The organism is Pseudomonas sp. NFACC43 (assembly GCF_900119645.1).
Classification (GTDB): Bacteria; Pseudomonadota; Gammaproteobacteria; order Pseudomonadales; family Pseudomonadaceae; genus Aquipseudomonas.
The window spans coordinates 115,715-135,620 of the sequence record NZ_FPKK01000001.1; the positions used below are offsets into that span (position 1 = coordinate 115,715).

The 19,906-nt window shown below is 61.5% G+C and carries 17 protein-coding genes; 2 read left to right on the forward strand and 15 right to left on the reverse strand.

The features are described 5' to 3' along the window. Positions 1-72: 72 nt before the first annotated feature. The 12 genes from BT179_RS00450 to BT179_RS00505 all read right to left on the reverse strand — a co-directional run bounded on the left by BT179_RS00450 (position 73) and on the right by BT179_RS00505 (position 14,007). Positions 73-1,308 (reverse strand): saccharopine dehydrogenase family protein, encoded by a 1,236-nt coding sequence (locus BT179_RS00450; RefSeq protein WP_072394732.1) that lies wholly within the window; start codon positions 1,306-1,308, stop codon positions 73-75. Between the two features lie 25 nt (positions 1,309-1,333). After that, positions 1,334-2,431, reverse strand: a complete 1,098-nt coding sequence (locus BT179_RS00455; RefSeq protein WP_072430578.1) for a carboxynorspermidine decarboxylase — start codon at positions 2,429-2,431, stop codon at positions 1,334-1,336. Positions 2,432-2,672: 241 nt separating this feature from the next. Then, positions 2,673-4,004, reverse strand: a complete 1,332-nt coding sequence (locus BT179_RS00460) for an NTP/NDP exchange transporter (protein ID WP_072430515.1) — start codon at positions 4,002-4,004, stop codon at positions 2,673-2,675. 66 nt (positions 4,005-4,070) lie between these two features. Beyond that, positions 4,071-5,114 carry an SDR family oxidoreductase gene (locus tag BT179_RS00465; protein WP_072430514.1) on the reverse strand — a complete coding sequence of 348 codons (1,044 nt, stop codon included), beginning with the start codon at positions 5,112-5,114 and terminating at the stop codon, positions 4,071-4,073. A 44-nt stretch (positions 5,115-5,158) separates the two neighbouring features. Beyond that, positions 5,159-5,419, reverse strand: a complete 261-nt coding sequence (locus BT179_RS00470; RefSeq protein ID WP_072394724.1) for a DUF2790 domain-containing protein — start codon at positions 5,417-5,419, stop codon at positions 5,159-5,161. Between the two features lie 252 nt (positions 5,420-5,671). Beyond that, the gene (locus BT179_RS00475) at positions 5,672-7,057 is read right to left on the reverse strand and encodes a heavy metal sensor histidine kinase (protein ID WP_072394721.1); all 1,386 of its coding nucleotides are present in this window, start codon (positions 7,055-7,057) and stop codon (positions 5,672-5,674) included. Beyond that, on the reverse strand, positions 7,057-7,761 hold the full coding sequence (locus BT179_RS00480) for a heavy metal response regulator transcription factor (RefSeq protein WP_072430513.1): 705 nt from the start codon (positions 7,759-7,761) through the stop codon (positions 7,057-7,059). Before BT179_RS00480 ends, BT179_RS00475 begins: the two co-directional genes overlap by 1 nt. Positions 7,762-7,909: 148 nt before the next feature. Then, on the reverse strand, positions 7,910-9,181 hold the full coding sequence (locus BT179_RS00485; protein WP_083568874.1) for an alpha/beta fold hydrolase: 1,272 nt from the start codon (positions 9,179-9,181) through the stop codon (positions 7,910-7,912). Positions 9,182-9,199: 18 nt separating this feature from the next. Next, on the reverse strand, positions 9,200-10,168 hold the full coding sequence (locus BT179_RS00490) for an alpha/beta hydrolase fold domain-containing protein (protein WP_072430512.1): 969 nt from the start codon (positions 10,166-10,168) through the stop codon (positions 9,200-9,202). Continuing rightward, positions 10,165-11,190, reverse strand: coding sequence for a phosphoglycerate dehydrogenase (locus BT179_RS00495; RefSeq protein WP_072430511.1), 1,026 nt, complete (start codon positions 11,188-11,190; stop codon positions 10,165-10,167). The genes BT179_RS00490 and BT179_RS00495 overlap by 4 nt, the downstream gene beginning before the upstream one ends. A 29-nt stretch (positions 11,191-11,219) precedes the next feature. After that, positions 11,220-12,629, reverse strand: a complete 1,410-nt coding sequence (locus BT179_RS00500; RefSeq protein ID WP_371264367.1) for an OprD family outer membrane porin — start codon at positions 12,627-12,629, stop codon at positions 11,220-11,222. A gap of 82 nt (positions 12,630-12,711) precedes the next feature. Next, a complete protein-coding gene (locus BT179_RS00505; RefSeq protein ID WP_072394711.1) occupies positions 12,712-14,007 on the reverse strand; it encodes a CitMHS family transporter in 1,296 nt (431 codons plus the stop codon). 338 nt (positions 14,008-14,345) lie between these two features. Between BT179_RS00505 and BT179_RS00510 the strand changes: the two genes are divergently transcribed. After that, complete coding sequence (locus BT179_RS00510; RefSeq protein WP_072394709.1) at positions 14,346-15,551, forward strand: citrate synthase; 1,206 nt, start codon at positions 14,346-14,348, stop codon at positions 15,549-15,551. Between the two features lie 72 nt (positions 15,552-15,623). On the opposite strand, the gene BT179_RS00515 is transcribed toward BT179_RS00510, so the two are convergent. The 3 genes from BT179_RS00515 to BT179_RS00525 all read right to left on the reverse strand — a co-directional run bounded on the left by BT179_RS00515 (position 15,624) and on the right by BT179_RS00525 (position 18,893). Continuing rightward, positions 15,624-16,994 (reverse strand): MmgE/PrpD family protein, encoded by a 1,371-nt coding sequence (locus BT179_RS00515; RefSeq protein ID WP_072430509.1) that lies wholly within the window; start codon positions 16,992-16,994, stop codon positions 15,624-15,626. Positions 16,995-17,095: 101 nt separating this feature from the next. Beyond that, a complete protein-coding gene (locus tag BT179_RS00520) occupies positions 17,096-17,404 on the reverse strand; it encodes a DUF4387 domain-containing protein (protein WP_072394703.1) in 309 nt (102 codons plus the stop codon). Then, positions 17,397-18,893 (reverse strand): acyclic terpene utilization AtuA family protein, encoded by a 1,497-nt coding sequence (locus BT179_RS00525; RefSeq protein ID WP_231991083.1) that lies wholly within the window; start codon positions 18,891-18,893, stop codon positions 17,397-17,399. The genes BT179_RS00520 and BT179_RS00525 overlap by 8 nt, the downstream gene beginning before the upstream one ends. 68 nt (positions 18,894-18,961) lie before the next feature. Here BT179_RS00525 and BT179_RS00530 point away from each other — a divergent pair, with 68 nt between their 5' ends. Further along, on the forward strand, positions 18,962-19,879 hold the full coding sequence (locus BT179_RS00530) for a LysR substrate-binding domain-containing protein (RefSeq protein ID WP_072430507.1): 918 nt from the start codon (positions 18,962-18,964) through the stop codon (positions 19,877-19,879). Positions 19,880-19,906: the final 27 nt, after the last annotated feature.

Genomic DNA, 19,906 nt, shown 5'->3' on the forward strand with positions numbered 1-19,906 from the left:
TTTCAGAGGTCCATTTTTTTCACGGCCAGGTACGAGAAACGAGATTCACCTGGTCAGGGAATCTCAAGCGTCTCAGTTCCAGGGACGGTCTCCATGTTCGTCCTTGATGCGGGTCGGCAGGCCCATCACGTCCAGCGCCTTGAGGAAAGCCTCGGCGGGCAACTCCTCGACGTTGACCATGCGCTGCACGTCCCATTCGCCACGGGCAACCAGCAAGGCGGCAGCCACTGGCGGTACGCCGGCGGTATAGGAAATGCCCTGGCTATCGGTTTCCGCATAGGCTTCTTCGTGATCGGCCACGTTGTAGATGAACACTTCGCGCGGCTTGCCATCCTTGGTGCCCTTGACCAGGTCGCCGATGCAGGTCTTGCCGGTGTAGCCGGGCGCGAGGGAGCTCGGATCAGGCAGCACGGCCTTGACTACCTTGAGCGGCACGACCTCCAGCCCTTCGGCGGTCTTGACCGGTTGCTCCGAGAGCAGGCCGAGGTTCCTGAGCACGGTGAACACGTTGATGTAGTGCTCGCCGAAGCTCATCCAGAACCGCACGTTGGGCACGCCGAGGTTCTTGGACAGGGAATGCACTTCATCGTGACCGGTCAGGTAGAGATTCTGCGACCCCACGACCGGCAGGTCGTCGGTACGCTTGACCTCGAACATGGTGTTGCTGGTCCACTCACTGTTCTGCCAGCTCCACACTTGTCCGGTGAATTCGCGGAAATTGATTTCCGGATCGAAATTGGTGGCGAAATACTTGCCATGGGAACCGGCATTGACGTCGAGAATATCGATCGAGTCGATCCGGTCGAAATACTGTTGTTGCGCCAGTGCCGCGTAGGCGTTGACCACACCCGGGTCGAAACCCACGCCGAGAATGGCCGTGATGTTCTTCTGCTGGCATTCTTCGAGGTGCTTCCACTCGTAGTTGCCGTACCAGGGCGGCGTCTCGCAGATCTTGCCCGGTTCTTCGTGAATGGCGGTGTCCAGGTAGGCCACGCCGGTATCGATGCAGGCGCGCAGCACCGACATGTTGAGAAAAGCGGAGCCGACGTTGATGACGATCTGCGATTCGGTCTCGCGGATCAGCGCCTTGGTCGCCTCGATGTCCAGGGCGTCCAGGGCGAAAGCCTTGATTTCAGCGGGTTGTTTGAGGCTACCCTTGGCCTTGACGCTGTCGATGATGGCCTGGCATTTGGAGATGTTGCGCGACGCGATAGCAATACGACCGAGTTCATCGTTGTGCTGCGCGCACTTGTGGGCCACCACCTTGGCGACACCTCCTGCACCAATGATAAGAACGTTCTTCTTCAATTTTCTCAATTCTCCTTTGCGCCAGTTACGAGAGGCTGGACAGATAGTCTTCGAACCCAAATTCACGAACCACCTCGACACTACCGTCGAGTTGTTTCACTACGATGGATGGCATTTTCAAACCGTTGAACCAGTTTTTCTTGACCATGGTGTAACCCGCCGCGTCGATGAACGACAGTCGATCGCCGATGGCCAGCGGACGATCGAATTGGTATTCGCCGAAGATGTCTCCGGCCAGGCACGACTTGCCGCATACCATGTAGGTGTGCTCGCCCTCGCTGGGCGCCAGCTTGGCGTTCAGGCGATAGATCAGCAGATCGAGCATGTGGGCTTCGATGGAGCTGTCCACCACGGCCAGGTGCTTGCCGTTGTAGAGGGTGTCGAGCACGGTGACTTCCAGCGAAGCGCTCTGGGTGATCGCCGCCTCGCCCGGTTCCAGGTAGACCTGCACGCCATACTTCTCGGAGAACGCCTTGAGGCGTGCGCAGAATGCGTCCAGGGCATAACCCTCGCCGGTGAAATGGATACCGCCGCCCAGGCTGACCCACTCGACCTTATGCAACAGATGACCGAAGCGTTCCTCGATAGTGCCCAGCATCTGGTCGAACAGGCCGAAATCGCCGTTCTCGCAGTTGTTGTGGAACATGAAGCCGCTGATCTGCTCGATCACCGCCTCGACCTTGACCGGGTCCCACTCGCCCAGGCGACTGAACGGACGGGCCGGGTCGGCCAGCAGGTAGTCGGAGCTGCTCACTTGCGGGTTGACCCGCAGGCCGCGCACCTTGCCTGCGCAAGCCTGGGCGTGACGCTGCAGCTGGCTGATGGAGTTGAAGATGATCTTGTCGCAATTCTCGATCATCTCCTCGATCTCATCGTCGGCCCAGGCCACGCTGTAGGCATGGGTCTCGCCAGCGAATTTCTGGCGACCGAGCTTGAGCTCGTACAGCGACGAGGAGGTGGTGCCGTCCATGTACTGCTGCATCAGGTCGAACACCGACCAGGTGGCGAAGCACTTGAGCGCCAGCAGGGCCTTGGCCCCGGACTGCTCGCGCACGTAGGCGATCTTCTGCATGTTCGCCAGCAGTTTTTGCTTGTCGATGAGGTAGTACGGTGTCTTGATCATTTCGAGGCCCCCGGCAAGGCCAGCCAAAAAAGGATGCGCATTGTGCCTTCACTGGCCACAGATCGAAAGTGCAGCTTGCCGGATCGATTCGAAACACCCGCCAGGCGCCTGTCGCGCAAGCCCTCGCCAGAGCGCTCCCAGGCCCTGCGGGCGGTTTTTGGCAAAAAAATGCCACTCATCGAGTGGCCTTTACCGTGACACAAGCCAGAACGGTGATTCGTCACTGGGTATTCACGCCGCCCTAGGTCTCGACGGCACTCATCCCCACGGGCGCCGTTTCCTGCCAGTCATCGGCCTGGCGCCCCAACTGCCAGCCCAGGTAGCCCCATAGCAGCGCGCACGCGGCGCCAATCACCGCCACCAGTGCGGCGCCCTGCCCCAGCATGTCCAGAAGGCTCTTGGCCCAGCCGCTCACGGCGTCGCCGCCACGATAGACCACGGTGTCGATGAAGTTCTTGGCCTTGTACTTGCTCTCGGCATCCAGGGGCGCGAAGAGCATTTCCCTCCCCGGCCGGACGAATGCGTACTCGCCGATCCGTCGCACGATCATCAACGTCGCCAGCAGCGCGAACCCGGGCGCCAGCGCCAGCCCCAGGAAGCCGACGCACATGATCAACGGCACGACCGCCAGCAACGTACGCACCCCCAGCCTGGGCGCGATACGCCCGCTGATGAACAACTGGGACACAAGCGCACCGGCCTGCACAATGATGTCGATGGTGCCGAAGACACGAACCTGCGCCTCACGATCCGGAAAATGCTCGTTCACCAGGCGCGCCTGTTCGAAATAGAGAAAGGTGCTGACCGTCGCCAGCAGCACCACGAACCCGGCGATCCCCAGCAGGTAAGGCGAGCGGAGCACGGCGCTCAGGCCGCTGAACGGATTGCCCCCCAAGGGCTGCCGGGGGCTCTGGGTCGGCGCGGCGCCTGGTCGCCCGGCCCCACCGGTCTCACGCCATCTCATCAGCGTCCGCTTCAGCACCAGCGTGGCGCCGAGCAACAGGGCCGCGATCAGCATCAACCCCGAAGCGCCCACCAGGCCGATGAGCGCCGCGCTCAGTGCCGGCCCCAGCAGGCCGCCGATGCTGGCCCCCGCCGCGATGAAAGCGAACAGGCGCTTGGCCTGGCCGCTGTCGAACACATCGGCCATCAGGCTCCAGGCCACGGACACGACGAACAGGTTGTAGACCGATATCCAGACGTAAAAGACCCGGGCCAGCCAGACACTGTCCGGGGCGAACTGGAAGAACTCGACGAACAGCAAAAGGTTGATACCGAAGAAGCCATACACCCAGTCGATCAGGCGCAAGCGCGCAACCCGCGCGCTCAACCAGGCGAACAACGGAACGGCCGCCAGCATCACCAGGAAGGTCGCGGTGAACAGCCATTGCAGATTCTCCACACCGGCGGTGATCCCCATCGACTCACGGATCGGCCGCAGCATGAAATAACCGGCGAACAGGCAAAGGAACAGCAGGAAACCGCACAGCGCCGGACGCAGCTCATCGTCGCGGGCATTGATGGCGAGGCTCAGCCGGTGCAGATGTCGGTGCAGATAGTTTGGCGCACTCATGAAAGCTCCAAAGGTAACAGGCCAGAGAAACAGGCACGGGGCGTACTCCCCGTGCCCGGGGTCGCTTCACGGATAGCTGACCCCCGTGAGCCGCTCGGACAGGGTCCAGAGCCGGGCGGCGTCCGCCGTCCGCGTAGCCGCTGCCGGCACCTTGGCGAACCCCAGCGGACCGCGTTTTTCTTCATCGCCCACCGGACCGTAGTAGGCCCCGCCGACAGCCTCGCGGGCCGTGGCCGCATACAGCGTGGGCAAGGCTCCCTGCGCAGCGGAGTGGTATTTGTCCCGGTCCTCGGCCCAGCGCTGGCCGAACTCGCTGTTCAAGCCAGGGCCGCGCGCGATCAGTTCGGTGACCGCCACGCCGGGATGCGCCGCGATGCTGCGAATGCCCCAACCCTCGGCCTCGCTGCGCCGCTGCAAGGCAAAGGCCCAATGCAGGATGGCGAGTTTGGATTGCGCATAGGCCGCATAGGGCTGGTACGCCTGCTCGGACTGCAGGTCGTCGAAGTTCATCGCCCCGCGACCGGCGGCAATACTTGAAAGGCTCACCACCCGGGCGTCCTGGCTTTGCCGCAACAAGGGCACCAGCAGGCCGGTCAGGGCGAAGTGTCCCAGGTAGTTGGTTGCCAGCTGCATTTCAAAACCGTCGGCCGACGTACCTCGCTCGGGAGGCGCCATGATGGCGGCGTTATTGATCAACACATCGAGGCGCGGCAAGCGCTGATTGAGCTTTTGCGCCAGCTCGCGCACCGAGGACAGATTGGCCAGGTCCACGGACTCGAACTGCACCCTGGCGTCGGGCACCGCTTGCCGGATCCGCGCGATGGCCTCCGCGCCCCGCTCCGGGTTGCGCGCGGCGATGATGACTTCGGCACCGGCACGCGCGAGCGCCAGCGCATCCTCGTAGCCCATGCCGCTGGTGCCGCCGGTGACCAGGATGATCCGACCATCCTGGGAGGGCATGTCCTGCGTCGACCATTGCGGTTTCGGCGCGGCAGTATCAGCCGCTTCGATGCTCACCGCACCGAGCAACGTGACGCCGACGGTAAGCCCTCGGGCCAGTTTCACGAGTCGGCCCACAGGGCCCGTTGCAGATGTTGTCGTATTCCACATGATTGGAGATCTCTGTTCGAAGGATGAACTGCACCCGCACACGCTCACTGAAGCGTGCAGGCCTCGGTCAGTTGCAGGAAGCTGACCTGCTCTGTGCTGCCCTGGGTGTTCACGTAGGTCATATGGGCGCGCACGACCTCGCACGTTCGCGAGGGGGGTACCTCGATGCGAACGACCTTGGCGATATCCAGGGGCATGCCGTATTCATAGGCCGGGGCCCGCGTCTGTTCCTTGGCGAACAGTGACGGGCTGCCCAGGGGGACGACGGCCAGCAGACCGATGATGGAAACGGTTCGAATGTTCATGGTGCTCTCCACGACTGTCCTTTACCGGGATGGTGGTAGCACTCTAGGGAGTAGAGACTGACGTCAGGGTGACTGCTGACTGACAGGAAGATGTCAAACGCCGGGGTTCGCCGCAGCAGGCTCTTTACGAAGAGCCTCGAGCCTAAGGTCAGGCAAGGGGATAACGGCCGAGCAAGCGCAGTGGGCTGGCGTGCATGAGCATTACAGCGCGGTTTTCAACGCGGCATCAACGGGTATCAAGGCTTACAGCGCCTAGACCGAATCGTGGGGCAAGGCCTGGCTCATCAGGGAAAACCCGAAGGTATTGAAGCCGTCCTTGCTATGGGCGAACACGCGTCCACCGTGCATGGACGCCACCGCCCGCACGATGGAGAGGCCCAGGCCATGATGCGCATCGCTTCGCGCCCTGGCGGCGTCGGCGCGATAGAAACGCTCGAACAGATGTTCCAGGTGCACGGTGTCGATGGGATCGCCCGCGTTGGAAACGCTCACCTCTACCTGTATCCCCTGGCTCACCAGGTTCACCGTGATAGTGCTGGCCGGCACTGCGTAGCGCGCGGCGTTCTGCAACAGGTTGGCCAGGGAGCGGTGGAACAGCCGTCGGTCGATGCGCGCACGCATATCGCCCGTGACCACCACGTTCAACTGCCGGTCGAGCAGGACCGGCTCCAGGTACTCAACGGTCTTGCTCGCCTCCTCGTACAACGAGACATCGCTGAGCTCGGTCGCCCGCTGCCCGCTTTCGGCGCCGGCCAGGAACAACATGTCGTTGACCAGGGTGGCCATGCGCTCCAGCTCTTCGAGGTTGGACTGCAACAGATCCTGGAGCTCACCGACGTCACGCCCGTGGGCCAGGGCGACCTGGGTCTGCCCGATCAGGTTGGTCAAAGGCGTGCGCAGTTCGTGGGCCACATTGGCGTTGAACCCTTCGAGCTGGCACCAGGCGGCTTCCTGGCGAGCCAGGGCGCCGTTGAACGACACCGCCAGCTCCTGCAATTCGCCCGGCAATGCCTCGGTGTCCAGCCGCTGCTTCGAATCCCCCGGCGGCAGGCTGTTGGCCTGCCTGCTCAGGCGCCTCACCGGCCCCAGGCCGAAACGGGCAATCCAGTAGCCAAGCAGCGCCACCAGCACAACGCCCACGGCTGAAATCAGGATCAGGATCTTGGTGAAGTGTCCCAGGGTCTTCATGAACGGCGTCGAATCCAGCCCCACGATAAAGCGCAGTTCCGGACGGCTGCCCAGGGCGGGAATGGTCTTGACCAGCAACATCATCGGGCGAGCCCGATCCGGTATTTCCAGGGTGGAGAAGCCTTCCGGACGCTTCGACCAGTCCTGGCCATCCGGCATCTGCCCGCCGTAGCTGTAGGCCGGGTTGTCCACCACCACCCAGTAGCGCACCCGTTCATCGGCAGGCGTCAGGCCATCCAGCTTTTGTCGCAGGCCGACCCAGAACGCCGGCGAGTCGTATTTGGCGAGCACCGGATCGAGCACGGAATGGCGCAGGATCAGCTCGTTCTGCATCTGCTCGTTGAGCGACTGCTTCAACGAACAACGCAGCAGCGTCGCGCTGACCGAGGTAATCAGCATGGCGGCCAGGGCAAACATCAGGGCCAGCCGCCGGGCAATCGATCGCTTCATCATCGCTGTCCGACCTGCCGGCCATCGCTGTCGCGACTCTCCAGCACGTAGCCCATGCCACGGACAGTGTGCAGCAGCTTGCGCGGATACGGCGCGTCGACCTTGGCCCGGACGCGCTTGATCGCGACCTCGACCACATTGGCGTCACTGTCGAAGTTCATGTCCCAGACCTGCTCGGCAATCATCAGCTTCGACAGGATCTCGCCCTGATGCCGCGCCAACAGGCTCAGCAGGCAGAACTCCTTGGCCGTCAGGTCCAGGCGCAGCCCGCCCCTGGTCACCTTGCGCGCCTGCAGGTCGACCTCCAGGTCATCGATGCGCAGATGCGTCAGGTCGGCGGTGTCGCCGGCGCGACGCCGTATCAGGGCCTGGACCCGTGCCACCAGCTCGGCGAACGAAAAGGGTTTGCCCAGGTAATCGTCCGCCCCCTCTCGCAGGCCGCGCACCCGGTCATCCACCGTGCCCCGGGCCGACAGCATGATGACCGGGGTGTTCTTGTGCAGGCGCAAGCCTTGCAGCACGTCGTAGCCGTCCTTGCCGGGCAGCATCACATCGAGGATCACCACGTCGTAATCCAGCTCCAGCGCATAGTGCAGGCCATCGATGCCGTTGTTCGCCACATCGACGATATAGCCCAGTTCGCTCAAGCCACGATGCACATAGGAAGAAGTCTTTTCTTCGTCCTCGACGATGAGCAGGCGCATCAGGTACTCCTCTGGAAGCGGGACAGGCAGGCGACCACAGCCTGCATCAAGCCATTCCCCAGTCTAGATAACGAAAGTGTCCGGAGGCTGACCGCTTCCTGACATTCCTGTCAGAAAGGCTCGATGGCCGTATGGCTTGTCCCCCGCCTCAATCGTCGTTGAAAGGCGCATGCGGGTTTCGCTCTCCGGGCGGACCGGGCCGCTCAAGGGCGCGACAGGTCGAGGCGAAACCTTGCCCAGCCAGTTGCCCCTGCACGAAGGCAAAAGCCTCCTTCAGCGAGCCATGCAGCACCCCATCGTGCCCCAACCCGTCATAGAGCCGCCAGGAAACCTGGTTGCCGGCGGCACATAACGCCGCCGCGACCGCGTACTGGCGCAGCGGCGCAATCGTCCGGTCAGCCTGGCCGGTGGCGATCAGCACGGGGAATGGAATCGCTGCCTGTGGCATATCCGTCGTTGGCATGCGCAGCGCATCCAAGGCTTCGGGGGTGACGGTCAGAAGCTGTGACACGGAGTCGACCCGCAGTTCGCGTGATTTGAGGGCGATTTCACGGGTGCAGCCCCGCCGGGCAACCTCGAGCAGTTCAAGGCCTTTGGGCGTCAGCAGGTCTTCGATCCGCGGTGCGTTTTCCCGCAGGCCACCGGAGGCCAGCGACAAAAAGATCGTGTTGGATTGGCGCGCCGGCAACGCCACGGGACCGTCGGGAAAGGTGCTGTTCGGGGCCGTGAGCACCGCGCCGAGGATATTGAGCTGCGGCGCGTAGGTCTCGGCGAGTATCGCCGCGCCCAGCGCCGCGCCGCCGCCCTGGGACTGCCCGGCCAGGAACACGCGATCGGAAATCACCTGGGGGCCGATTGCCCGCGCCGCCCGGATGGCATCCAGGATCGAACGGCCTTCCGCCTGCCAGAACGTATAGGGATGGGGCCCCGGTCCGCCCAAGCCCTGATAGTCCGTCGCGACAACCGCGAAGCCACGCTCCAGCCAGCGATTGACATAGGCTGCGTCGCGCTCGCGCAATCCGGTCCAGGAAGGGGCGCAGCGGTCGGCGATTCCCAGCGTGCCGTGTGCCCAAGCCACCAGCGGCCAACCTTCGGACGGCGGTGCAACGTCCGGGAGGAACAGCACCCCGCTCACGGGGACCTGCCCCGAGTGCCAGCGTTGGTCGGTGGAGGTGTAGAGGATGCGCATCGCTTGCGAGGCGGCCGGCATCGTTTCCTGCAATGCCAGCGGCTCTTTTTTCAGAACGACACCGGGCAGCGCGGGCATTGCATCGGACCACCGATAGAACGGGGAAAGCGTCATGTCGCCTGCCGAAGGACCGGTCACAAGCCTGCCGTCGGTGGCGGCCGTCACCGCCAGGCTGGCCAGAAACACCGGCGCAAGCCTCGCGGCCATGGCGAAGGTTCGAAAAACCAGCATTGGACATTCACCTGACAATCAAGGAAAAGCCAGCGCCTCGCGCAACGCGGCGCCCTGGGTACGGATCACCTGTCGCACCACCGGTGCCACTTCATTGAAACGGATGAACCCGTGGGGCATGTTCGCAAGCACATCCAAGTGTGTCGCCACACCGCAGCGCCGCAGCTTGTCCGCGAGTTCCTGGTTCTCGTCGAGTAACGGGTCCAGCGCTCCGACCACCAGGCGCACGGGTGCAAGGCCCGCCAGGTCAGCCAGGATCGGCTGCACTCGCCAGTCGCGTTCGTCATGGGCCAGGTAGCTCGCCCAATAGGCACTCATGGTTTCGGCCGAGAGGTTCTGCCCGCCGTATCCGCCGAATCGTCGCCACGAATCGGAGGTGACGTTCCTGGAGTAGCTGCCGTAGAACAGGACCAGCTGTCGCAACGCGTCCACTCCCGCGTCGCGCAGGGCAATGGCGGCGCCCAGGGCCAGGTTGGCGCCGGCGGAATCCCCCGCCAGTACATACCCGCGTACCGGACAATCGGTGACAGCGTTCAGGCGGATGACCCGGCTCACGATGGAGACCACCTCGTTGAACGCCACAGGAAACCGGTATTCCGGCGACAGCGCATAATCGATGGACAGCACCGCCAGGCCGCTGTCGCGCACGAACTGGCGTAAAGGTGCGTCCCAGCCGTTGAGCGATCCATGCCGAAACCCTCCGCCGTGACAGTAGAACATCAGCGTCGGCGTCTCTTCGGCCTGCGGCCAATACAGCTTGCACGCCACCCGGCGACGGTTGACGCAGAACCCCAGCGTGCGCTCATAGGACAGCGGCACGCTGCCCTGGGTCGCCCAGGCGTTGATCCGCTCCAGTTGGGCCCGGACGCTTTGCACATCCCCGTGAACGACAGGAAGCAGGTCCAGTTCATGCAGGGTCGTCGCGACGGCAGCCAGATCGGGATGTACCTGGGGGTCAGCGGCCGCCGACGGGCTTGCACGGCTCATGGCGTGCCCCTTGGCACGGTGGCCTGCCGACCATCCGCGATGACGCAATGCCCGGGAGGATTGCCCCCCTGCAAGACCGCCATCGCGCACCGGGCAGCGATCAGATTGGTGCGATTGAGCCCTTCCACCGTGGAGGCCGCTACGTGCGGCGTCGCCACTACGTTGGCAAGCTGGATCAATTGTTCGCTGACGGCGGCAAGCGCCGGGTCCGACTCGCTTTCAAAAACATCGAGCCCCGCCCCCGCTATCAGGTCCTGTTGCAAGGCCAGCAACAAGTCCGCATCCCGCACCAACCCACCGCGTGCGGCATTGATCAGCACCGCGGAACGTTTCATCGACGCCAACGCCTGGCTGTCGATCATGCCCTGGGTCTGTGGGGTGAGCGGGGCGTGGAGCGTAATGAAATCGCTTTGCTTGAACAGGGTCTGCAGATCGACGAAACGACAACCCTGGCCGCTGCTTTCCAGTGCCTCATCCGGGTGAGGGGTATGGATCAGGGTCGTGACGTCGAACCCGGACAGGCGCTGCACCACCGCCCTGCCGATCCGCCCCAGTCCCACCACTCCGACGGTCTTGCCGTACAGATCGCTTCCCAGGGGAATCGTCCAGTCGCCGCCGGCCAGGCCCGCCTGGCATTGCTTGAGCCTGCGACAGACGGCAAGCATCAGCCCCACGGTATGATCGGCGACACTGGCGTCGTTTCCGCCAGGTGCGATGGTCGCCACCTTTCCCGTGGCGACCACCGCCGCCGTATCGACACGCTCATACCCCACGCCTCGGCGAGCGATGACTTTCAGGCGCGGGAGTGAAGCCAACAGGTCGGCCGTCACGTTCGCATGCCCGACAATCCAGCCATCCGCTTCATTGAGCAGCTCGATCAATTGGCGTTCGCTCCAATGCCCCTCTGTTTGCCCGTGGGCAGGCTCGGCGATGACGACCTCGCAGTCGTTCGCCTGCAGGAAGGCGATGGCTGCGGGATCAAAAAAGCGTTGGGTGATCACTACTCTATGGCGAGGTTTCATCAGGGATTTCTCGATCGCTCAGTCGATGGTCAAAATGCGTAGTCCAGATACACGCGCGCTTCCGATCCGCTGACCACGTTATCCGGCTGGGCGGATACGAGGGCGACAAAATCCTCGTTGATCCGATAGTCGATATAGATCACGCCCACTGAAAGTCCGGAGTATTCCTTTTCATCGAATCGGTAATAGACGCGATACTCCTTTTGCCGCTCGCGCACATCGGTGCGTTGGCCGCTGAGGGGATTGCCGGCGTCGAACTCGCCTTGCTTGTAGATGGCCATGGCCTTGAAGCCGTCCAGCGAAGCGCCGAACAACGAAAGGCCGGAGAGGTCGTATTCGGCACCGACCTGCCAGGTCCTTTCACCATCGTTATTGAAGTCATTGCCGGAGCGCGTCCAGGCATCCATCCTGCCGTCGACGTTGTCCGCATGATCGAAGTAGGCATAGCCCAATTGCCCGTTGCTCAACCGGGCTTTGGTTTCAGAAAAGGACACTCCCAGGCGTACCTTATCGAGCAGCAGCCCCAGGTTGATGTTCAGCCAACTGGCCTTGTCATCGTAGGCCGCCTGGCCTGCCGACCAGTCTCGCTCCCATATTGGCCCGGCCTTTTCGAATCGATAGTACTGGGTGTCCAGCACGACCCCGGCGCGCTTGCCAAGCGGTGCCTGCAAGGTCAGGCCATAACGGGTATTTTCATTGAAGTCCCGTGACACACCGTGATCGTAGCTCAGCTCGATGGCCTTCAAATCGTATTTGACGCCGTAGGTGTACAGGTCCTTTATTTCCTCCCCCGTCTGGCTCAGCAAGTGCTCGAATTCTTCCCGGTCCCGGGGCGAGCTCCTGTTGATGTACGCAGCTTCGAACCCCAGCGTTCCCGGCAGTGGGCCAATCCCCATGTTGGTGAAATTCAGATGGGTACGGGCGCCCTGGTAGGAGCCTGGAACGATCCGCGTATCGAGGCTCACCAGGGTGCCGGCATCGAAGCGGCCTCGCCCGATCTGGGCGTCGGCATTCCATCCGTCCCCCACATGGCGCGCCTTCAGATAACCTTGCCCGAGCTTCGCGAAGCCGCCATTGGTTCCATCGGTGTCGTCGAACAGATCCCGGCCGTTGTCTTTCGAGTCGAGCATCGCGACAGCGTAGAGAGAGGCATCGAAGCCCACGATTCCGGCCCAATAGTTGGAGTTGTAATCAACGATCGCCCCGACTCCGGTCCCGCCCAGTTCATTGCCATCCGGAAATCCACCGAAACGGTCTTCGATCAAGTCGTTGGATATGCGCGTATTGATATAGACAGAACGAAGATATGCATTCAACTTGCCTTCATGCTGAAACCGGTCCGGATAACTGATGGCGGCTGCCAGGCAACTATCCGATATAACAACCATTGAAAAAAAAGCCACAGCGACGGCGTTAATCGAGTTCATCGACCACCTCATCTATTATTTTTATTGTTGACGTGCGGGCGCGAGCAGCGCCCTTTTAACTTCGGTGCAGCGAACTGTGCAAACTGAAAGTTACTTAGATGATCGCCCGTGTAATGATGGCCGTTACTATCAATACAAGACTGCTGCCGATTGCCCAGAGCAAGCAATATCGTTGCATATCGCCCATATCACGCTTGATGATCCCGCTGATGAGATAAACCGCCGCGACCAGGGGGCTCAGTGCATGAACCGGTTGCCCCAGGACAGAGGCGCGGGCAATGTGCATCGGGGCGATCCCGTATTCGGCGCCGGCCGCCCCCAGTACCGGCAGGATGCCGAAGAAGAACGCGTCATTGGACAGCAGGAAGTTAAGCGGCAAGGCCAATAGCGCAGTCAGGATGCTGAAGTACTGGCCGCCCCCCTCGGGAATCATTTGCACGATTTTCTCGGACATCCCGTCGACCATTCCCGTGCCGGACAAGATGCCGGTAAAGACCCCGGAAGCGAATATCAACGCAATGACCGTCAGCACGCTTTCGGCGTGAGCTGCGATCCGGGCCTTCTGTTCGGCCAGTCGCGGGTAATTGATCAGCAATGCCAGGCAGAAGCCCACCATCATTACCAGCGGCAAGGGGGCCAACCCGGTACCCATGGCGTACATGAGCCCGGCGGTCAATGCCAGATTGATCCAGAACAGCCTGGGCCTTTGTGTCTCGGCCCGGACTTCAGGCAACGGCACCTGATCCAGCGCCGGCCCGGCCTCCTTCTGCGCGGGTGTCCAGCCCAGGCGACGCCGCTCCCTATGGCCGATCCAGAACGCGACCAGGAAGGCATAGGCAAGCCCCACCAGCATGGCGGGCACCAGCCCGAGGAACATTTCCCCTACGTCGACGTGAAGCGCACTGGCGGCACGGGCGACCGGCCCACCCCAGGGAATCAGGTTCACCACGGTATTGGTCAACAGAAGCATCAACGCCAGGATGAGCGGATTCATCCCCAGGCGCAGATACAGAGGCAGGAACGCTGTCGTGACAATCAGAACAGTCGTCGCGCCATCGCCGTCGAACGAAATGACGGCGGCCAGCAAGGCCGTACCCAACACCACTCGAAGCGGATCGTTTCCGACATGACGCAGGATGCGTCGTACAGCGGGCTCGAAGAGCCCGGCGTCGAACATGATCGCGAAATACAGGATGGCGAACATCAACATCAGTGCGGTGGGCGCGACCTGTTTCACCCCATCCATCACCATTGCACCCAGCTGCGGCCCTGCCCCACTCGCCAATCCGAAAGCCACCGGAATCAGTACCAGCGCCGTAACCGCGGAGAGCCGCTTGCTTATGATCAACGCCATAAACGTAACGACCATTGCGAAACCTAGCCAAGCCATGCGTGCACCTTCTTATTTTTATAATGGAGTAGAAATCAATGTGAACAAGCAACTTCTTAACAAAATCTACATAGGCGGGAATAAGCTGTAAATCTTGATTTTTTTTGTCAATGTCTGTCGTTTCCGAACTCATCCAAAAGTGCTGGAGGCCTTTTCTGATCAGGGATTGGACGATCGTCGATCGAATCATAGGACTGTTCATCCGCGACTGCGAATGACCTCGTGAAATGAAAAAACGGATACGGGCACAGGAAAAATGCCGCCGGGATGAACATTGACGAAATCGTCAAATAAACAGTAAATATGAACGCATATTTATCAACCTGAACGAATCCGTCATGCCAGACCAAGAAGACCTATACCTATCGGCGCAAGAGTCGGCAGCCATGCTCAGGGTCAGCCTCCCTACGCTGTACGCCTATGTCAGCCGCAAGAACATCCGCTCCATCAAGATCCCGGGTTCCCCGAAGCGTCGCTATTGGGCCGAAGACATCCAGCGCCTGGTCAAGCACCCGACGGGGGCGAAGCCTTCGGTGAAACGTTCGCCGCCTGCGGACAGCGCCATCACCCTCATCACCGATGATGGGCTTTTCTATCGAGGGCACGACGTCACCGAGCTGGCCGACCACGCAACGGTCGAAGAGGTTGCCGGCCTGATGTGGCAGGTGCCTTCGGCCTTCGGTGCTTCGCTGCCGCGTGTTCCGAAAGACAGCGGCAAGTTGCTGAAAATCTACGAACACCTGTCCGCGCCGGAAAAGGCCATCGCACTGTTTCCGCTGGTACAGCGAGAGAACCCCAAGGCCTTCGATCTTTCCACCGAAAGCTATGCCCGCACCGGCGCGGATGTGGTGAGGTGGTTCGCCGCCCTGGTGGTGGGCGCGACCGAGCCGAGCACGCAGCCGCTGCATGAATTCATCACCCAGGCTTGCGGTGTCCGGCCGGCACTCGCCGACCTGATTCGGCGTCTGCTGATTCTCAGCATCGATCACGAGCTGGACCACACCACCCATAGCGTTCGCGTCGCCGCCACGACAGGCGCCACGCCCTACTACGCCGTGATCGCGGGACTCGCGGCAGCCAGGGGCCACAAGATCGCGTATGGCAGGAATGAAGCGGCCAGCAGGATGATCGAGGAGATCTGCACGGCGACGGATCCCACCCAGCCCATTTTGCAACGCTACAGCCAGGACGGACGTATTCCGGGGTTCGGTCCGAATGTGCATTCCATCAACGATCCGCGGGCCAGCAACCTGATGCAGGCGTTGACCGAGGCATTCGCTGGCGACGGCGAGTTCGCCAAATTGCAGAAGGCTTTTTCGGTGGCTGCCGAGCTGGTGGCGTACCCACCGGAGTTCATTCTCCTGGTGAGCTTCATCGGCAGGAAGTTTGGGTTGCATGGGCAGGAAATCGCACTGGCAGGGGTCGGTCGGTTGATTGGCTGGATTGCCCACGCCAGCGAGCAATACAACCAACACCTCGATGCCCGCCCCCGCGCGCGGTACACCGGGACCCTGCCAGGAACCTCCCGACAGGGCCACGCCTGATCCCTGCATCCCGGCGAGGGCTCCCTGCCTGCCGGGCCTGTAGTTGCGTAAGGTTTGACGTACCGCCCGGAACTATCGGGCCATCGCCGCAAACAGGTCCTCGAACCGCGCCTGATGCTCAAGCCCGGCCACGAAATCCAATACCGTCGCCTGTGCCGATGCCTCGATATGGGGGGCTGCCATGCGCCTGAATTTGCGTTCGAAGTCGTGATCGGTCATGGGCGTCTCCACGGAGCCGGGCCCGGTGATCATCTCGCTGACGACGGTCTCGCCCGACCTCAGCGTGACGACGAGACGGTTAGCCAGATGCCGGGGAAACAGCGCCGTAAGCCCGGGATCTTCCACCACGATGATCTTGTCCATCAGGCCGATCACCGCTGGGTCATGGATCTTCTGCTCGGCATAGGAGCCGATGGTGATGTCGCCATCCATCAATGCCCGGGCGACGTTGTAGGGCAAGCTATGGTCGGCGGTCTCCCGGGTCCTGGGCAGCCACTTTTCCGGGGTATCGGCCAGCACCCGGCGGTTGAATTCCGAGGTTTCGATGGTGATGGCGGCGATCTCTTCAAGACCGGCGATACGCTTGCGTATATCGAGCGCCGCCCAGACGGCGGTATGCAGTTCACCGTTGGTTGGAAATGTCTTGGTCAGCGAGCGCCGTATGGCGTAGTCGCCGTTTTCAGGCGAACCGAAACGATCCATGTCCAGCTCGAACGGCCCGCAAACCAGCTTGAAAAAGCCCATGTCGCCTTCAAAGACCGGCGACGGCCCGGTCATGCCATGGCGCGCCAGTTGAGCGGCAAAAATGGCGTTGCGTGACGCGTTGGCCGCCGAGCAGCCTTTCCAGTCCGATAATGTGCCGCTGCGGACCTGGCGCATAGCCAAATGGCCGCTCAGCGCGATATTGATCGCCTGTTCAGTCTGGTCCACGTCCAGCCTCATCAGGCTGGAGGCCGCAGCGGCCATGGCGACGTTGATGTAATTGACGTGGTCCCAGCCACGCTTGTTCAGGCTGGCCGCATCCTGCAGCCGCATCTGGATTTCATACGCCAGCACGATGGCCGATATCAACCGGGCCCCACCCGCCCCCTCGGCTTGCGCCACGGCCAGGCAGGCCGGGATGTTGTCGCTGGGATGCCCGGGCTCCAGCCCCATGTATCCGTCGTTGTAATCCAGAAAGCGCACCATGGCGCCGTTCACGAACCCGGCGATTTCGGCCGTTGTCCGCAGGCTTGTGCCAAACACGCTGGAGGTCCCGCCTTGATGACACTCGGCATAACGGATGGCGGCATTGATGGGCGGCGCTCCATAGGCGCCCAGTACGCATGCCAGGCTGTCGATGAAACGCTGGCGCACGATCGCGACGATGGTGTCGGGCAGACGCTGTTGCGCCAACCCGTGGGCGTAGCGCGCCAGTCGCCGGGCAATGGTCGACTCTTGCATATTCACCTCTTGTTCCAGTTCGAGCGCTCGGTTTCCAGGCTCTGTACGAGACGTCGCGCCGACTTTTCTCGTACAAGCCTGGCGATCGATGACGGACGATTTCAGTCCATCACGACGTCGAGCAACCGCACGTACTGCTGACCCGCATGCATGTCACGCTCGACCATTCCGCCTTGCGGCGTAGCGCGGGGGAAGGAGATCTTGACCATTTCCAGATTGGGCACCGGAATGTATTTCACCCGTTCGGGATCGGTGCCATATAGCCGGGCAAACTGCTCCGGCGAGAGCGCGTCGCTACGGGAATAACGTTCAAAGTTCTCCCGGCCATTGAAGAAGATATCGAAGGTAATCCAGAACGGTCCGGCTTGTTTCGATCGAACATGACGGCAGACATCGCGCAACTTAACCACGATTCAACTCCTTCGCAGCTGGCGCCGCCTCGGAAAGGTCAATCCACTTGATACGTACCAGCTCCATTGGGTCCTCAAGCTGCACGACGTGATTGAGCTTGAATTCAAAAATCCGGCCGCGAGGGATATCCGCGGGCGTGAACGCGAATCCATAGGAAGGCAGTTCCTTGCCCATGACACTTGGATAATGAAAAAAGTACGGATTGCAGGCCTGCGCGATGGTATCTGCAAGTTGCTGGGTTGCAGCCGTGGCCACGAATAACATGCCGATCTCGGGAGGTGGCAAGGTTCCCGCGGGCGGCTTCATCCCGGTGACCGCATTCCAACCGTACATGCGCAGGGATATATGAAACTCACCCAACTCGTCGGCGGGAATGGACTGGCGGGTACGGGCATAGAGCGCTTCGAGCAGGCGATCGTGGAAACCATCGATGTCCTTGAGTACGTCCGGGTCCTGGATACCCACCAGCATGATGGTCTGATAGGCACCCGCGGCGGCGCCTTCCAGCTTCATGGTGTAGGGCATCGGCTCCCAGCGCGATCCTTCGACCCTGACGGCGCGTCCGTTCAGATCGGCATAACGTGCGTCTGCGACATTCAGGATGCCCCCCGGCTCCAGCAAGCGAAACGGATCGCTGTTTTCGTAGAGCATATGCGCGGAGACACTGTGGGGTGTGCACAGATTGTCCTGGCTGAGAGGTTCCACATTGAACCCGTCGGCATCCACGCTCAGCAGTATCCCGGAGCCCAGCGTCGGATTGACGGCGCACTGCACGCCACATTCGCCTGTCTTGCCGGCATGCCAGGACGGCCCCCAGGGCGCACCCTTCCAGATCGGATAGCAGGCAATGACGGCGGTGTCGGTGGATCGGCCGGCCAGTATGATGTCCGCGCCGCCATCAAGCGCCGCGAGGAACGGCTCGACCCCCAACGCGGCGACAATGTGCTCGCAGGCATCGACCGTTGCATCCTCCAGTTCACCGTGTGGCGCAAGAGGCTTGATCCGCCCTTGGGCATTCAGTCGCTTGATGGTGTCTTTCTCTTGCTCACAATAGATAAGAGCAACTTTCGGTGTCACCCCGAGTTCACCGGCAACTTCAATGACGATATCCCGCGTCCAGTTCAGATTGAGATCGCCACCGGCTTGCCCGGAAGTACCGATAATAATCGGCACGCCAGAGGATGCCTGGGCTTTCATCAATATACTCAGGTCGCGTTTTACCGAACCGCGATTATTCTTTGATTTGCCAAGTGCAAGATAAGCTGCGCCGCTGTCGGTCGACCCCGCATCCGAAGCAATGACTTGCGCACCGGCCGCCAGCCCATAGGCAATTTCTTCTTCGCGCACACCTGCCCCCAAAGAACCACAGGGAACAATGACTTTTACGCAACCTTCGAATAGCCGCCCCATAGAAGCCTCTTTTGTATTTATTTGTGGGCCGATCATAAAGCCTGGAATCAGGCTGACAAGTGGACAGTTTTTATCCATATATCTTTACTGGTAAGTTGGGCATTCTTATTGTTCACAGCAAAGATCAATGACCGGTCATGAGGCATATGAGCATCAATCGCGAGCGTTCCTTACTGCCCGAAGACCTGCGTGTCTTCCTCACCGTTATCCGCAAGAACGGCTTCGGCCACGCGGCGCAGGAACTGGGTTATTCGCCTGCGTATGTGAGCAAGCGGATGGCGGTCCTGGAGACGACACTGGGGACCAGGCTGTTGCATCGCACGACCCGCCGGGTCGCGTTGACCGACGAAGGCGAACGTGTCCGCATCTGGGCCACGCGGTTTCTGGGGGACATGGAGGATTTCATCAGCGAGCTGACCGACGCCCGGCAGCAATTGCAGGGAAGCTTGCACATCTGCAGCTCCTTCGGCTTTGGCCGCAACCATGTCGCCCCTGCGATCCCCGCCCTTTCGCGAATGTACCCGCGCATGGAGATCCGCCTCGACGTGTTCGATCGCCTGGTGGACATCGTCAATGAAGGCTTCGACATGGAAATCAGCGTAGGCGACAACCTGCCCGACCAGCTCCTGCATAAAAAACTGGCCAGTCATCGCAGGGTGCTCTGTGCCGCCCCCGACTACCTCCAGCGCCGCGGTGTCCCGACGTCTCTGGATGACCTGGCCGGGCACGACTGCCTGGTGCTCAAGGAACGTAACAACCCCTTCGGCATCTGGAACCTGACGAAGGATGGCGTCGAAACATCGATCCGGGTCAGCGGGCCACTTTCATCGAACAATGGCGAGATCGTGTCGCGCTGGGCCTTGAGTGGCGCAGGCATCATCCTGCGGTCGCTGTGGGACGTGAAACCCATGCTGGAGAGCGGGCAACTGGTGCAGGTGCTGCCCGACCATTTCCAGAGCGCCAATGTCTGGGCCACCTACCCGACACGGCTAAGCCAGTCGGCGAAGCTGAGGGTCTGCATCGAGTTCTTCGAGGCGCATTTCGACGATCTATCCCTGGTTTGAGCATCCGGCAGTCGCCGCCCGATGCCC

What these genes read in the sequence shown, in the direction of transcription:
- BT179_RS00515 (WP_072430509.1), bottom strand. Translation starts at nt 16,994, where the DNA reads ATGCAAGAGTCGACCATTGCCCGGCGACTGGCGCGCTACGCCCACGGG.
- BT179_RS00500 (WP_371264367.1), bottom strand. Translation starts at nt 12,629, where the DNA reads ATGAGGTGGTCGATGAACTCGATTAACGCCGTCGCTGTGGCTTTTTTT.
- BT179_RS00480 (WP_072430513.1), bottom strand. Translation starts at nt 7,761, where the DNA reads ATGCGCCTGCTCATCGTCGAGGACGAAGAAAAGACTTCTTCCTATGTG.
- BT179_RS00485 (WP_083568874.1), bottom strand. Translation starts at nt 9,181, where the DNA reads ATGCTGGTTTTTCGAACCTTCGCCATGGCCGCGAGGCTTGCGCCGGTG.
- BT179_RS00510 (WP_072394709.1), top strand. Translation starts at nt 14,346, where the DNA reads ATGCCAGACCAAGAAGACCTATACCTATCGGCGCAAGAGTCGGCAGCC.
- BT179_RS00460 (WP_072430515.1), bottom strand. Translation starts at nt 4,004, where the DNA reads ATGAGTGCGCCAAACTATCTGCACCGACATCTGCACCGGCTGAGCCTC.
- BT179_RS00455 (WP_072430578.1), bottom strand. Translation starts at nt 2,431, where the DNA reads ATGATCAAGACACCGTACTACCTCATCGACAAGCAAAAACTGCTGGCG.
- BT179_RS00475 (WP_072394721.1), bottom strand. Translation starts at nt 7,057, where the DNA reads ATGAAGCGATCGATTGCCCGGCGGCTGGCCCTGATGTTTGCCCTGGCC.
- BT179_RS00505 (WP_072394711.1), bottom strand. Translation starts at nt 14,007, where the DNA reads ATGGCTTGGCTAGGTTTCGCAATGGTCGTTACGTTTATGGCGTTGATC.
- BT179_RS00490 (WP_072430512.1), bottom strand. Translation starts at nt 10,168, where the DNA reads ATGAGCCGTGCAAGCCCGTCGGCGGCCGCTGACCCCCAGGTACATCCC.
- BT179_RS00495 (WP_072430511.1), bottom strand. Translation starts at nt 11,190, where the DNA reads ATGAAACCTCGCCATAGAGTAGTGATCACCCAACGCTTTTTTGATCCC.
- BT179_RS00530 (WP_072430507.1), top strand. Translation starts at nt 18,962, where the DNA reads ATGAGCATCAATCGCGAGCGTTCCTTACTGCCCGAAGACCTGCGTGTC.
- BT179_RS00465 (WP_072430514.1), bottom strand. Translation starts at nt 5,114, where the DNA reads ATGTGGAATACGACAACATCTGCAACGGGCCCTGTGGGCCGACTCGTG.
- BT179_RS00470 (WP_072394724.1), bottom strand. Translation starts at nt 5,419, where the DNA reads ATGAACATTCGAACCGTTTCCATCATCGGTCTGCTGGCCGTCGTCCCC.
- BT179_RS00525 (WP_231991083.1), bottom strand. Translation starts at nt 18,893, where the DNA reads ATGGATAAAAACTGTCCACTTGTCAGCCTGATTCCAGGCTTTATGATC.